The 14296-nt window shown below is 40.8% G+C and carries 14 protein-coding genes; 7 read left to right on the top strand and 7 right to left on the bottom strand.

Annotated elements, in window-relative coordinates:
- Positions 1-32 precede the first annotated feature (32 nt).
- The 3 genes from AC1TO4_RS13440 to mutY all read right to left on the bottom strand — a co-directional run bounded on the left by AC1TO4_RS13440 (position 33) and on the right by mutY (position 2227).
- Positions 33-353, bottom strand: a complete 321-nt coding sequence (locus tag AC1TO4_RS13440; RefSeq protein ID WP_482105756.1) for a gamma-type small acid-soluble spore protein — start codon at positions 351-353, stop codon at positions 33-35.
- Positions 354-416: 63 nt separating this feature from the next.
- Positions 417-1163 (bottom strand): enoyl-[acyl-carrier-protein] reductase FabL, encoded by a 747-nt coding sequence (gene fabL / locus AC1TO4_RS13435; protein WP_482102985.1) that lies wholly within the window; start codon positions 1161-1163, stop codon positions 417-419.
- Positions 1163-2227 (bottom strand): A/G-specific adenine glycosylase, encoded by a 1065-nt coding sequence (gene mutY, locus AC1TO4_RS13430; protein ID WP_482105755.1) that lies wholly within the window; start codon positions 2225-2227, stop codon positions 1163-1165. Before mutY ends, fabL begins: the two co-directional genes overlap by 1 nt.
- Positions 2228-2346: 119 nt before the next feature.
- Here mutY and AC1TO4_RS13425 point away from each other — a divergent pair, with 119 nt between their 5' ends.
- Positions 2347-3330, top strand: coding sequence for a metal-dependent hydrolase (locus AC1TO4_RS13425; RefSeq protein ID WP_482105754.1), 984 nt, complete (start codon positions 2347-2349; stop codon positions 3328-3330).
- A gap of 70 nt (positions 3331-3400) precedes the next feature.
- Here the strand turns inward: AC1TO4_RS13425 and AC1TO4_RS13420 are convergent, their stop codons facing one another.
- Together AC1TO4_RS13420 and recX are read right to left on the bottom strand one after the other, a co-directional pair.
- On the bottom strand, positions 3401-3733 hold the full coding sequence (locus tag AC1TO4_RS13420) for a YfhH family protein (protein ID WP_482105753.1): 333 nt from the start codon (positions 3731-3733) through the stop codon (positions 3401-3403).
- Positions 3723-4535, bottom strand: coding sequence for a recombination regulator RecX (gene recX, locus AC1TO4_RS13415; RefSeq protein WP_482105752.1), 813 nt, complete (start codon positions 4533-4535; stop codon positions 3723-3725). The genes AC1TO4_RS13420 and recX overlap by 11 nt, the downstream gene beginning before the upstream one ends.
- 107 nt (positions 4536-4642) lie before the next feature.
- On the opposite strand from recX, the gene AC1TO4_RS13410 reads away from it, so the two are divergent.
- The 5 genes from AC1TO4_RS13410 to AC1TO4_RS13390 all read left to right on the top strand — a co-directional run bounded on the left by AC1TO4_RS13410 (position 4643) and on the right by AC1TO4_RS13390 (position 11092).
- A complete protein-coding gene (locus AC1TO4_RS13410; RefSeq protein ID WP_482105751.1) occupies positions 4643-5551 on the top strand; it encodes a TIGR01777 family oxidoreductase in 909 nt (302 codons plus the stop codon).
- Positions 5552-5599: 48 nt separating this feature from the next.
- Entirely contained in the window at positions 5600-6403 is an 804-nt protein-coding gene (locus AC1TO4_RS13405; RefSeq protein WP_482105750.1) for a polysaccharide deacetylase family protein, read from the top strand.
- A gap of 714 nt (positions 6404-7117) precedes the next feature.
- On the top strand, positions 7118-7294 hold the full coding sequence (locus AC1TO4_RS13400; protein WP_482102992.1) for an SE1561 family protein: 177 nt from the start codon (positions 7118-7120) through the stop codon (positions 7292-7294).
- Positions 7295-7321: 27 nt separating this feature from the next.
- Entirely contained in the window at positions 7322-8863 is a 1542-nt protein-coding gene (locus AC1TO4_RS13395; RefSeq protein ID WP_482105749.1) for a fumarate hydratase, read from the top strand.
- Positions 8864-9187: 324 nt separating this feature from the next.
- Positions 9188-11092: a heavy metal translocating P-type ATPase gene (locus AC1TO4_RS13390; RefSeq protein ID WP_482105748.1), complete on the top strand. Its 1905-nt coding sequence runs from the start codon at positions 9188-9190 to the stop codon at positions 11090-11092.
- Between the two features lie 56 nt (positions 11093-11148).
- Here the strand turns inward: AC1TO4_RS13390 and AC1TO4_RS13385 are convergent, their stop codons facing one another.
- The gene (locus AC1TO4_RS13385) at positions 11149-12147 is read right to left on the bottom strand and encodes a YihY/virulence factor BrkB family protein (RefSeq protein WP_482105747.1); all 999 of its coding nucleotides are present in this window, start codon (positions 12145-12147) and stop codon (positions 11149-11151) included.
- A gap of 26 nt (positions 12148-12173) precedes the next feature.
- Positions 12174-12554, bottom strand: coding sequence for a YtxH domain-containing protein (locus AC1TO4_RS13380; protein WP_482105746.1), 381 nt, complete (start codon positions 12552-12554; stop codon positions 12174-12176).
- Between the two features lie 220 nt (positions 12555-12774).
- Between AC1TO4_RS13380 and AC1TO4_RS13375 the strand changes: the two genes are divergently transcribed.
- Positions 12775-14289: an alanine/glycine:cation symporter family protein gene (locus AC1TO4_RS13375; RefSeq protein WP_482105745.1), complete on the top strand. Its 1515-nt coding sequence runs from the start codon at positions 12775-12777 to the stop codon at positions 14287-14289.
- Positions 14290-14296 lie beyond the last annotated feature (7 nt).

The following is a 14296-nucleotide window of genomic DNA, read 5'->3' as shown; positions in this document are numbered from 1 at the left end:
ATAGCTTCTGTCGGCCGGCGGTATCCATCTACTTATTTCGAACCGTTTTCGAACTGATTCGCGCGTTGTCCAGAAGCATTTGCTTTGTTGGCTTCTGATTGTTGGTTTTGTCTCCTAACCTGATTAACATCAGTTTCGGAACCAAACTCCTCAGTCATCGCATTTGTTTGGTTTTGGTATTGCCCTTGTTGCTGTGATTGCTGGTTTTGTCTTCTAACTTGATTTACATCAGTTTCAGAAGCAAACTCCCCAGCCATCGCGTTCGTGTTCTGGTTTTGTTTTTGTTGTTGTGATTGCTGATTTTGTTTCCTTACTTGGTTCACATCAGTTTGGTTCGGGTTGTTTTTAGTCAATGGATTTTCACCTCCGTGCAACTATCATGTGCAAAGAGACATTTTTTATTCATTTGGAATATTTTACAGCAATACTGAACGTCCTCCGTCGACGATTATCGTCTGTCCTCGGATCATATCCGAATCGTCCGAAATGAGGAACATAGCCGTTTTCACCATGTCTCTGATTTCAACCATTCGACCCGCAGGCGTATTAATACGTGCATCTTCAAGCAACTCTTCCCGATTTGGGAAGTGTTTCAACGCTTCCGTGTCAAGCGCACCACCTGAAACTGTATTCACTGCAATTCCCATTGGAGCAAGTTCAACTGCCAAATAGCGGGTAATTGACTCAATTGCCGCTTTTGAAACACCGACTGTGGTGTAATTTTCAAGGTAACGGATAGACCCAAGCGAACTAACACCGATGATTTTCCCGCCTTTATCCATTAGTTTTGCTGCTTCCTGAGCTCCGAACAACATCGCTTTTGCGTTTATATTCATTGTCCAGTCCCAGTGTGTCTCTTCTAGTTCCATGATTGGGCGCAAAACACCTGATGCCGCATTTGATACAAATACATCCAACCGTCCAAATTCCTCTTTCACTTGCTCAAACATCACGCGAAGCTTTTTAACGTCACCAACGTTTGCGCGAATCATAATCGCACGCCTACCAAGTGCTTCAATTTCTTTCACTGTTTCTTCTGCCGCGGAACGGCTCCTTGCATAATTTACAACAATATCATAGCCTTCTTTTGCAAGTTCAATCGCTAGGGCTTTTCCTAGTCCCCTTGAGCTTCCAGTCACCATTGCCACTTTATTTTCAGTCATTATTTTATTCCCCCTCGTTTAATTTCTTCCCAAATTTTCAACACTGGAACAGGTTTCGGCAACGCTTCTACCTCTTCTTGTGTGAAAAAGTGGTAACCTTCCAAGATTGTATCCGTTTTCTCAATACGTGCGCTATAACTTTTCATTTCCCAAGTCAAATGGGTAAATATATGTTTGAAAGATAATATTTCAACTACATCCATCAGTTCGATAGCAAAATGCTCATGTGCCATTTCTTCTAGTGGTTGATTTTTTGCAGACTCTACCATTGGAAATTCCCATAAACTAGCCAATAGCCCTTTTGAGGGTCGCTTTCTCAGCAGCCACTCACCTTGCCTATTTTGAACCGCAAATGCAGTAACAGGTATGATTTTCTTTTTTATTTTTTTCGTCTTGACAGGCAATTCTTCCTGCCTACCTTCGTGAAACGCTAAACAAAAGTCCCTAACTGGACACAGTAAACATCTGGGTTTAGGTGTACAAATCGTCGCCCCAAGTTCCATAAGTCCTTGGTTGAAGGAAGAAGGATCATCTTTGTCTATTAAATCCATGACCACCGCTTCAAAAATCTTTTTTGTCCGTGGAATTGAAATATCTTCTTCTATTAGAAGTAATCTGGAAATGACACGCATGACATTGCCGTCAATCGCATGCTCCGGAACACCATAGGCAATACTGAGCACAGCTCCTGCAGTGTACGGTCCAACACCTTTTAGCGTAGATATTTCCGCGCGATTTGAAGGCACTTTTCCACCGTAATCTGAAATAACTTCTCTAACACCAGTTTGGAGATTTCTTACCCGGGAATAATAACCGAGACCTTCCCACATTTTCAATAAATCATTTTCTTCGGCATCAGCTAGTGCTTTCATCGTCGGAAAGCTTTCAAGAAACCGTTTATAATAAGGTATTACTGTATCGACTCTAGTTTGTTGCAACATCACTTCTGAAACCCAAATATGATATGGATCAGACGTCTTCCGCCAAGGTAAGTCTCTTTTTTCGCGTCTATACCACGAAAGAAGAGATTTACGGAATTCATCTTTGTTTATTATTATTTGCATCATTTCCTCCTTATCGCATATGCTTATCTTTGAGCATAAAAGGGTAGTGTTATGTATATGGCTTTTTATAAAGTCTATCCAATGCCGGTCGGAAACGTTTTGGCCAAAGGAGTGATTATTTGGATACTGGAACGCATATCGTCATGGGTTTAGCACTTGGTGGACTCGCTCTCGCAGATCCCGTCGTTGCGACTGAGAGTGCTACAATGAGCGCAGTTGTTGCTGGCGTCATTATTGGCTCACTTATCCCAGACGTAGATACCGTTTTAAAACTAAGAAATAATGCTGTCTATATACGGCATCACAGAGGAATAACACATTCAATTCCAGCGGTATTATTATGGCCGCTTGTTATTACTCTACTCATGTCGTTTTTGTTACCTAATGCTAACTTCATACATGTGTGGGCTTGGACATTTCTAGCCGTATTTCTCCACGTATTCGTTGATATTTTTAATTCCTATGGAACGCAGGCTTTAAGGCCATTTTCCAACAAATGGGTAGCAATCGGCGTTATTAACACGTTCGATCCGATTATTTTCGCATTACATGCTATCGCTCTGATTATATGGGCAATGGGTGTAAATCCGGTATTTACGATTTTGACACTATACACCATCATTTTCTTTTATTATTTACTGCGTTTTGCCGTTAAATCTGCAGTAAATAAAGCTGTCAAAAATACAGTTCCCGATGCAATAGAAATTATCATCGCACCAACGATTCGCTTTTTCCATTGGAAAGTAGCTGTTTCTTCAAAGACGTGTCATTACGTCGGACGTGCTTACGGAAGATCTGTTAATATTTACGACCAGTTCGACAGAGAGCCGATGCCGTTATCCCCTGAAATAGATGTAGCGATGAATGATAAGAACATCAAAGCTTTCACATCTTTTTCTCCCATCTACAGATGGTCAATCACGACGATTGGCGATATATGCGAAGTCCGTCTTATTGACCTTCGCTACCGCAGTAAAGGTTATTATCCTTTTGTCGCAGTAGTGCATATCGATAAGGATTTGAATGTCCTAAATTCATACACGGGATGGATTTTTTCTGAGGATAAGCTTAATAAAAAGCTTAACTTCAGTCCAAACTCTTAAAAACTGATTGAAATTAATGAATCATAATAGATAGAGAAAATTATAGATACATTTCTCTATCTATTATTTATTACTTACCCTCTTTTACCGATTTCAACATTGCAATTGGTAATGCCTCATCCGCACGTTCTCCACCTAGCCTGTAACCCCATGCAAAACGACCTTTTAAGTAATCAACCTGGAAAAACATACCTTCATCCCCTTCAATACGGTACATTTCTCCAGGCACGATTGTTTTCGGATCAATTAAATAAGACTGTGCCATAACCACTTTTCGCTGATACACCGCAAATTCATTCATAATTCCAAGTTGCTCGGCCTTACGTGCTTTTTCACGAAGCCTTCCGATTTCTGTACGCAGCTCATGTTCCGTCATTTCACTATACTTTTTTTCATTCTCCATCTTCCTCAATCTCCTTCTTTTCGATAAATTGATCGATTTTCTCCATAGGAATACCCTTTTGGTACATTGCCTGTTTCACTTTATCTTTTAAGGTTCGCCCGTTAAACTTTGAACTGTATCGATTCCATGCTTTCTCTCCGACTGTTTCAGCAATCGCTTTCCATTCATCTTCTTCGCGGTCGAAGTCTATATTCGCAAGCGCCTTCTTAATCAGGTCAAATGAATATCCTTTACGTAGCAGTGCATTTTGAATCTTTTGTTTTAATTGGGCGGGTACTGCGGAACGATTAGCATTTGCTGTCTTTTCAGCAAGCCTTGTTGCGGCTTCAAGTTGTTCATCTTCTGAATAAGATTCAAGTACTTTGTCTTGTACTTCCTTTCCGATGCCTTTTTTATGCATTTCCTGTTGAATTGCTCTAGGCCCTTTACTGGACGAGTTTTTTCGGGTTCGAAGCAATGCTTCCGAGAATGATTCATCATTAAGGAATCCAAGGTTTTTCAATTTCACAAGAGCTTCCAGTACAATTGCTTCTCCATACCCTAGGTCCAAAAGCTTCTTCTTTACTTCAAACTCACTGCGCATTCTAAACCCTAAATAATGGAGCGCACGATTAAATGCCTTACGAATTTCATCTTCGTAGACCATCTCGTCAATTGACCACTCTTCAAGCGTCATCCCTTTTGTTAGACCAAATTTAACAAGTACCGATTCATGGACGCTGTAAGCATACTTTTCATCCAAGAAAATATTGTATCTTTCAAGATCTTTTTTCTGTTGTGATATTTTAGTAATTACAGGCACTTTTAACACGCCTCCCCTGCTTTCTATTAGTATACATGTTCCATCCTTGTGCTTCAGCCTAATTTGTCTCAATATGGGGTAAATAATACTAACGGGGGTGTAGGTTAATGAAAATCGTCATTGCAGGCGGCTCGGGTTTCGTCGGACAGAAATTGACGGCCACACTATTGAATGAAGGACATGAAATTATAATTTTATCCAGGAAAAAAAGTATGAATGATGGCAATGTGAGGTATGTATCGTGGCTCCATGAAGGTACTCAGCCTGAACTTGAAATTATTTCCGCTGACGTCTTTGTTAACCTAGCTGGCGTGTCCATCAATGAAGGACGTTGGACGGAAAAGCATCGTAAACAAATTTATGAGAGTCGGATGGAAGCGACTGATGAATTGCTGCGAATTATTTCAGCATTGAGTGAAAAGCCGTCAGTACTGCTCAATGCGAGTGCGATTGGTATTTATACAGCATCAGAAAGCACTATATATACAGAGGAGTCTACTGATTACGCAGAAGACTTTCTTGGTAAGACTGTTACCGACTGGGAAATGAAAGCTAGCTCTGTGAAATCCAATAATACTCGGTCCGTTTTCATGCGATTTGGTGTCATTCTTGGAAAAGATTCTGGTGCCTTACCACTTATGGTAATGCCGTACAGATTATTTGCTGGGGGAACCGTTGGGTCGGGCAATCAATGGGTATCATGGGTCCACATTGATGATGTCGTGCGTGCAATCGTATTTGCCATCAATAACGAAGACCTTCACGGTCCTGTAAATGTTACATCGCCTTTCCCTAAGAGAATGAGGTATTTCGGAAAAACGATTGGAGCTGTGCTTCATAGACCTCACTGGATTCCTGTTCCCTCATTCGTAATGAAAGTCGTACTAGGTAAAAAAAGTGCGCTTGTTCTGGAAGGACAGCATGTAAGACCTGAAAAGTTATTGAACAACAAGTTTGAATTCCGATTTGCGACACTCGAGTCAGCTTTAAGTGAGTTATATAAGAAAGACGTATAAATTAGTTTCCTTCGCACATCCTATCGCAAAAGGAAAGGTGCGTTTACAATGGTAAAACAACATGTTTTCGGTTTTTTCTTAGCTACTTTAGTCGTTTTGGCAGGTTTTGTTTTCAATCCCTTTTCAGCAATTGCAGAGGAATTTCATTGGGGCTTTAAGAAATCCATCAATGGAGTGCCACCAAGTGCTGGCGCAGCACTTGACTCTATGCTCGACAATCATGGAGCTATTTACAAAGGTAAGCCCGATGAAAAATTCATCTATTTAACGTTTGATAACGGTTACGAAAATGGCTATACCGAAACTATTTTGGATACTTTAAAAAAGGAAGAAGTTCCTGCTACGTTCTTTCTAACAGGTCATTATTTAAAAAGCGCATTGCCACTTGTAAAAAGGATGATTGCGGATGGCCATGGGATTGGCAATCACTCCTATGATCACCCCAACATGGCAAACCTTTCCGAACAACGAATGGAGGAGGAATGGACTAAGTTTGATAAGCTCCTCCAAAAGGAAACGGGCGTTGAGCGCACCTACTACACGCGACCACCTGAAGGCGTTTTCAATGACCGGGTTCTTGCTAAAGGCAATGAACTCGGATACAGGCATATCTTCTGGTCGATCGCATTCATTGATTGGCATGCTGATAAACCAAAAGGCCGTGATTACGCATATGGCGAATTGATGAAACAACTCCATCCAGGAGCCGTCATTCTAATGCACACGGTTTCTTCTGATAATGCACAAGCTCTGCCTTCATTCATCCAAGATGCTAAGAAAGCGGGCTATTCATTCCTAACGCTCGACGACCTTGTCTTTGAATATGAAAACATAAACTCTATTCTTAGGTGAAAGTAATCAGAAAAAACGTCCTCTTTATTCGGTGGACGTTTTTTCTGATTATATAATGAAATATAGACGAGCATGCCGCCTCCTGTGAATGGAAAACTAATCTTGTACCTATATATACCCCCGTAGCATCCAAACCATTCTATGTACTTGAAAAACATCCTTTTCATACGAATGCCATAAAAATTCATAAAGGCCCAGTCCATATCTGATTATCAGAATACGACTGAGCCTTTATGTATGAATTGAACCTTCACTTTCCATTTCCATTTGCATAAGTCGTATTCGTCTCCCGGCATACTGCCAGCGGACCTTTACGAATCCCCTCCTTCTAATTATCTATCACTTCTTCTTTACTATATCTTCTTCTTTACTATCCCTTTCTACGTAATCCTTAATTTTTGAATTAGTCGTTTTTCAACGTGCTTAGCTATGATTTGGAGCATCGCCTCCGCTAACTTTTATTTGGAACAACGAATCTTGCATAGTTAAGCTGATTCTATCTCTAGTAAAGTTATCAGCCTCCTTGTTCTTCGTTCTAATCAACCTAGCTGATACCCTCCCTTTCATTTGATTATTTGAATCATAACATATAGATTTAGTATTGTAAAGATTCTGTTAAGTTTAATATTCTATAATTTACAAAGGACTATTCTGCTTCATTGATAAATCCGGTTTTTTCGTTTACGATTATACTAAAGAAAAGAGGTGTACGGATTGGATAAACCACAAAATAGCGGCCATGTTGAAGGCTTAAAAACAAGACTTCATCAATTCCTTGAAACACTTGATACGATTGAACCAGAAACAGCAGACCTTAAGGAAATTGATCAGCTCATAGGCTTGTTGGACGACCTGGAAGAACAAATGGAAAAGATAAAATCAGACAAATAACAGTTGCGCTATAAGGGGGAAACGAGAATGTACATAGAACAGTTTGAGAAAAGCATGTATAATCTCATTTGCGAAACATCAACAAATCTACCTAAAGACGTAAGAAGGAAAATCCTCGCGGCGAAAGAAGCCGAAGACGCAGGTACTCGTGCCGCAATGAGCCTTGATACAATTACAAAAAATATCAATATGGCTGACGAGAAAATATCTCCAATCTGCCAAGACACCGGCATGCCTACATTCAAAATTAAAACACCAGTCGGGGTAAATCAAATCGAGATTAAAGCTGCTATCAAGCGTGCAATCGTCCAAGCTACAAAAGACACTAAACTCCGCCCGAACTCAGTGGACTCATTAACTGGCGACAATAGCGGAGATAACTTAGGTACCGGCGTCCCTGTCATGAAATTTGACCAATGGGAACAAAACCATATCGAAGTGAAACTGATTCTAAAAGGCGGCGGCTGCGAAAATAAGAATATTCAATATAGTCTTCCCGCAGAAATCGAAGGACTCGGACGCGCTGGACGCGACCTCGATGGAATCCGAAAATGTATTTTACACTCCGTTTATCAAGCCCAAGGGCAGGGTTGCTCTGCAGGCTTCATCGGTGTTGGAATCGGTGGCGACCGCACATCAGGCTATGAACTTGCGAAAGACCAGCTTTTCCGCGCTGTCGATGACTTGAATCCCAATCCGGAACTTTCAGAACTTGAAGATTATGTTTTGGAAAAAGCAAACAAACTTGGTATCGGAACAATGGGATTCGGAGGCGAAGTGACTCTTCTAGGTTGCAAAATCGGCGTCATGCACCGTATCCCTGCAAGCTTCTATGTTTCCGTAGCGTATAACTGCTGGGCATACCGTCGCATGGCCGTAGATATCGATGTTGAATCTGGTGAAATTACAAACTGGCATTATGATGAAGGTGAAAAAATAGCTTTCTTGCAAGATGAAGACAGTCAAAAAGACGTTAAACAATCTTCGCGTACCGTCGAACTTACTGCTCCCATCTCTGAAGAACAAATCCGCGATTTGAATGTCGGTGATGTCGTCAAAATTAGTGGAATGATGTATACAGGCCGCGATGCTATTCATAAATATTTATCAGAAAATGATTCCCCCATTGATCTTAATGGACAAATCATCTACCATTGCGGCCCAGTCGTCATGAAAAACGATGACGGCAGTTATGATATTAAAGCTGCTGGGCCAACGACTTCTATTCGTGAGGAACCCTATCAAGGTGACATTATGAAGAAGTTTGGTATTCGAGCTGTAATTGGAAAAGGCGGGATGGGACCAAAAACGCTAGCTGCTCTAGCTGAACACGGCGGTGTCTATTTGAACGCGATAGGCGGCGCAGCACAATATTATGCCGACTGCATCAAAGCCGTTGAAGGTGTCGACCTTCTTCAGTTTGGTATTCCTGAAGCAATGTGGCATCTACGCGTCAAAGACTTTACGGCAGTTGTCACGATGGACTCACACGGTAATAGTTTACATGCCGATGTCGACAAGTCTTCTCTTGAAAAACTGAGTCAGTTCAAAGAGAGCGTGTACAACTAACCTATTAAGGCACCTTTTTTCGGAGAAATTTTCCGGGACAAGGTGCTTTTTTAATGACTACACTAGCGGAACTGATCGATTCCAAACACCCCCTCGCTACCACTTACAATTTTATCCACCCCTCGCCATTCCAAAACTTTTACTGTTGAATCAAAATAGTTTCCCTTACCTCAACATGGTGCTATAATCTTATTAATAATAATTACAATATGATAATGAATATAATACGATACATAAAGTCGTTCCTAATTCGTAGGGAACGACTTTCATAATTTATTCAGTTATTTGAAATTGAATATCATTCTCAATTGGGAGGTAATTTACATGGTTGTTCTCGATAATAGACAACTTAACAAATCTAAAGATTGGCTTGTTCATCTTGAATTGGTCGCCGCTATTCTATCAGGCGTAGTCATAATTGCCGCTTGGTCTAGTGGCAAGTATGGTGTAGAAACGATTACCGTTCCTCTATATATCATTGCTTTTTTGATAGGAGGGTTTGCAAAAGCCAAAGAGGGAATCGAAGAAACAATTAAAAACAGAGAATTGAATGTGGAAATGCTAATGGTTTTCGCAGCAATTGGTTCCGCAATAATTGGCTACTGGGCAGAAGGTGCAATCCTAATTTTCATCTTTGCACTCAGTGGAGCACTTGAAACCTACACTATGAATAAAAGCCACAAGGAAATTTCATCACTAATGGAACTCCAACCTGAAGAGGCATGGCTTATTCAAAAAGATGGATCTAACATCAAAGTACCTATCACCTCACTTAAGGTCGGCTCAATTCTTCTTGTAAAACCTGGGGAACGGATTCCCGTCGACGGAATCATCACGCATGGTAGCTCTTCCATCGATATGTCCGCCATTAACGGGGAATCCATTCCTGTTAATAAAAAAGAGGACGACGAACTATTTGCCGGTACTGTCAATTTGAACGGTACCATACAGATGAAAATGATAAAGTCGAGTTCTGAAACTCTTTTCCAAAAAATCATTACACTTGTTCAAAATGCACAAAGCGAGAAATCACCTTCCCAACAATTTATCGAACAGTTCGAAGGTACTTACGTAAAGATTGTATTAATTATGGTTCTAATTATGATGTTCCTACCGCACTATATACTTGGCTGGGATTGGACGACCACGATATACCGAGCGATTGTCTTACTAGTCGTCGCCTCTCCATGTGCGCTGGTTGCCTCAATTATGCCAGCTACGCTTGCAGCTATCTCTAACGGGGCTAGGCTTGGCTTGTTATTCAAGGGTGGTGTCCATCTCGAACATCTAGGGTCGCTAAAAATGATCGCTTTCGACAAAACAGGTACTTTAACGAACGGTAAACCGATTGTTACAGATTTTTTTGTACGAGACGATACAACTAGAATAGAAACACTCAAGCTCCTTGCAAGCATAGAGTCCCAATCTAATCATCCACTAGCAGTCGCGATTACAAATTTCGCTATTGCTGAAGGAAACACTATAGATAGCAATCTACAAATAGAAGACATACCAGGTCATGGTATTCGTGCATTCATTGGAACACGGGAAATACTAATAGGAAACCCCCGTTTTGTCGGGAAAGATTTGGCGGAAGCATTTCATTCAGGGATTGCGGCAACGCTCGCAGATGAAGGCAAAACAGTTATTTTCATGAAAGACGATAATGGCATTGTCGCGGCCGCTGCAATGAGAGACACTTTACGACCTGAGGCCATTGAAGCTATCCAACAGTTAAAGCAAGCAGGTATTGTGACAATCATGCTGACTGGGGATAACGAAAAAACAGCTGCGTTTATCGCGAAAGAAGCTGGTCTCGATTCATATGTCGCAGAATGCTTACCTGAAATGAAAGTTAAACATTTAAAACGACTACTCGCCGAACATAAAAATGTCGGAATGGTCGGCGATGGTATTAATGATGCACCAGCACTTGCTACTGCGACTTCAGGTATTGCAATGGGCGGAGGAACCGATGTCGCGCTAGAAACTGCTGATATTGTCCTAATGCAAAATGACTTGAGACGTATTTCCTTTGCTATTAAACTTTCTCGTAAAATGCAACGGATTGTAAAACAGAATATCTTCTTCTCTATTTCCGTCATAGTGGTACTCATCATTTCAAACTTCCTGCAAGCTGTTGACCTGCCACTCGGCGTCATCGGCCATGAAGGCAGTACAATTCTTGTCATATTAAATGGGTTAAGGATGTTAAATCGAATTGAATGAGCTGACTAGCCACTAAAACCCTTTAGATGAATACCAAAAAAAGCAATGCGTCATTGTTACATGACTGCATTGCTTTTTACTTTTGCACGTTTTGCATTAACTCTCTCTGTCATGACGGCATTAAGCTGTCCGCCAAGCATTAGAATAATTGCTGAGATGTAAAGCCACATCATTAAAACAATAATCGCTCCAATACTTCCATATGTACTCGAGTAATTTGCGAAGTTACTAACGTAGTACGAGAATGCAAGTGATGTTAGAATCCAACCGACCGTTGCAAAGAGTGACCCTGGAAGCACGCTTTTAAAGCGAACCTTCAAGTCAGGAACTAGCCAATAGACTAGGGAAAATACAAAGAATATAAGAATTGGAGGGATTATCCAACGTAAACTTCCCCACAAGATTAGGAAACCTTTCTCAAGACCTAAGTAAGAGAATACGAGCATACCAATCTGCTGACCAAACACGGGCAAAATCAGTGCCACAATGAGTACAGCGATGAGCATAACTGTAAATACGACCGACATTCCGCGTGCCACTATGAATGATCGTGATTCTTCAGTAAAATAAGACCGATTTAATGCTTTTGTAAGGGCGTTCATTCCCTTAGAAGCCGACCATATTGTCGCAAGTACACCAATTGACAATAAACCACCGTTTCTATTTTCTAATATATCGCTGAGTGTATCTTCAATCAGCATGGCAACACTCGCTGGCGCGTAATCTCTAATCATTAAGAATATTTCAGCCTGATCGAGATTTAAAAAAGGAAGCAATGTCATAATAAAAATCAGTAGTGGAAATAAAGACAAAAGGAAAAAGAAGGCGAGTTGCGAGCCTAAACCCGTAACATCGACTTTCTTTATCCGAACAAGCAGTTCCTTAAAAAAACCGTTCGTTGTCGTAACGTCAAATTCCTCAAGGCCCCCACCTTTTACATCCTCAAAGAATTTCATAACCGCGGAGTCCGCCAAAAAGCCATCCGATTTCTTTTTTCTATTCCCGGACTCTGCTAGTGGAATAGGTGCAGGAGTTGAACGCTCATTCCCCTTCACACTTTCGTCACTCCTTTCTATACCAGTTACTTTTTTATTTCATTATTATTTTGTGGCGGAACTTGACTGACAAGCGATTTAATTTCCTCTTTTGACTCAACAAACGCATCTTTTGTATCCATAACGAGATCTTTCACTTGCGGAGTTAGTGTTTTTAACTCTTCGACCTGTTCTTTTATATATGTAGCATCACCTGAAAGTTGTTCGAAGACAGATTGATACTTTTCTTGCTGTTCTTTTAATTTCCATTTTAGCACATCGGTATTTTTTGAATAAAACTTCATTTGCGTCATTAGGTTATTTGAATTTCTGACAACTTGATTTCGCGTACTCCTGTCGAACATACTGATAATCGCACCCGTAAGTGCACCCAATACAATAAATTTCCTAAACTTACTAGTTCCCATTACAAACCCTCCAATTCAAACTCTTTCCATAACCAATTATACCCCGTGAGGAGTAAATACAAACTTTAAATACAATTTATAAAAATAATGCTTGACGAAAGGGAGGAATTTTCGGAATATTAACAATAAGAATGACAAATTGAGATACTGAGAGGATGTGAGAATTAGTAGAAATTGGGGTGTTTACATCACGGGAAACTAAATTTGGGGAGTGGGCAAAATGTTCGATCAAATTGTTAACACAATCGTTAGTTGGCTTTGGAGTCCTGTTTTAATTGCTTTCATCGTTTTTTGTGGCATTTATTTTAGTGTACGAACAAGGTTTTTACAGATTCGACTCATCAAAGAAATGATTAAACTTGTGTCCTCAGGTAAGGGTTCCAGCGCAGGTGTTTCTTCGTTCCAAGCGTTAGTGATGTCTCTATCAGGTCGTATTGGGGTAGGGAACATCGCTGGTACAGCAACAGGTATTGCTTTTGGTGGTCCTGGCGCCATTTTATGGATGTGGGTCATTACCTTCATCGGGGCAACATCGGCTTATGTAGAGTCGACACTTGCTCAAATCTATAAAGAAAAGCAAGATGGAGAGTATCGTGGTGGACCCGCATTTTACATTGAAAAAGGACTTGGTTGGAAATGGTTTGCGGTCGTATTCGCGGTGGCAACACTCGTTGCAATGGCTTTCTTGATGCCAAGCATACAGTCAAATGCAATTGCAGACAGTATCCATAATGCTTTTGGTCTTGACAAGACCGTCACAGGTTTAATTGTTGTCGGACTTGTTGGTTTCACTATTTTCGGTGGTGTTAAACGGATTGCAAAAGTAGCAGAATGGGTCGTTCCTTTTATGGCAACTGCTTATGTAATTGTTGCACTTATCGTAATTGGAGCAAACATTGGAGACGTTCCAGCGGTCTTTGCACTCATTTTCAAAAGTGCTTTCGGAGCAGATCAAATGTTTGGTGGTATTATTGGTTCAGCGGTCATGTGGGGCGTAAAACGTGGTCTATATGCGAATGAAGCGGGTCAAGGTACAGGCGCTCACCCAGCGGCAGCAGCGGAAGTTTCCCACCCAGCGAAGCAAGGTCTTGTACAAGCTTTCTCGATTTACCTAGATGTATTCTTAATTGTTACAGCGACCGCCATGATGATATTATTTACAGGACAATACAATGTGATCGATGAAAAAACGGGGCAACCAATCGTTGAAAACATTCCAGGTGTCGAACCAGGAGCTGGTTATACACAAGCAGCAGTTGATACGATCTTCCCAGGATTCGGTGCAGGATTCGTTGCCATCGCCCTATTCTTCTTTGCCTTCACAACCATTTATGCTTATTACTATATCGCAGAGACAAACTTGGCATACCTAGTACGTGGTAAATACAGAGGAATTTGTTTCATCATTTTAAAATTCGTCCTTCTAGGATCCATTTTCCTAGGGTCAATAAAAACAGCTTCAACAGCATGGGCAATGGGTGATATTGGACTCGGAATTATGGTATGGCTGAACTTAATTGCGATTCTATTATTATTTAAACCAGCCAATATCGCTCTAAAAGATTACGAAGAACAACTTAAGCAAGGCAAAAATCCAGTGTTCAATTCAACTAAATATGGAATCAAAAACGCCGATTTTTGGAAAGATGGTTACAAGAGACCAGATGATGTCAAAGACGAAGAACAACTTAAGCAAGGCAAAGGCAAAGATCAAGATCAAGAGCAATTCAACTAAATATGGA

The sequence above is a fragment of the Sporosarcina sp. Y838 genome, assembly GCF_056786515.1.
This window is presented reverse-complemented; position numbering and strand designations above follow the sequence as displayed.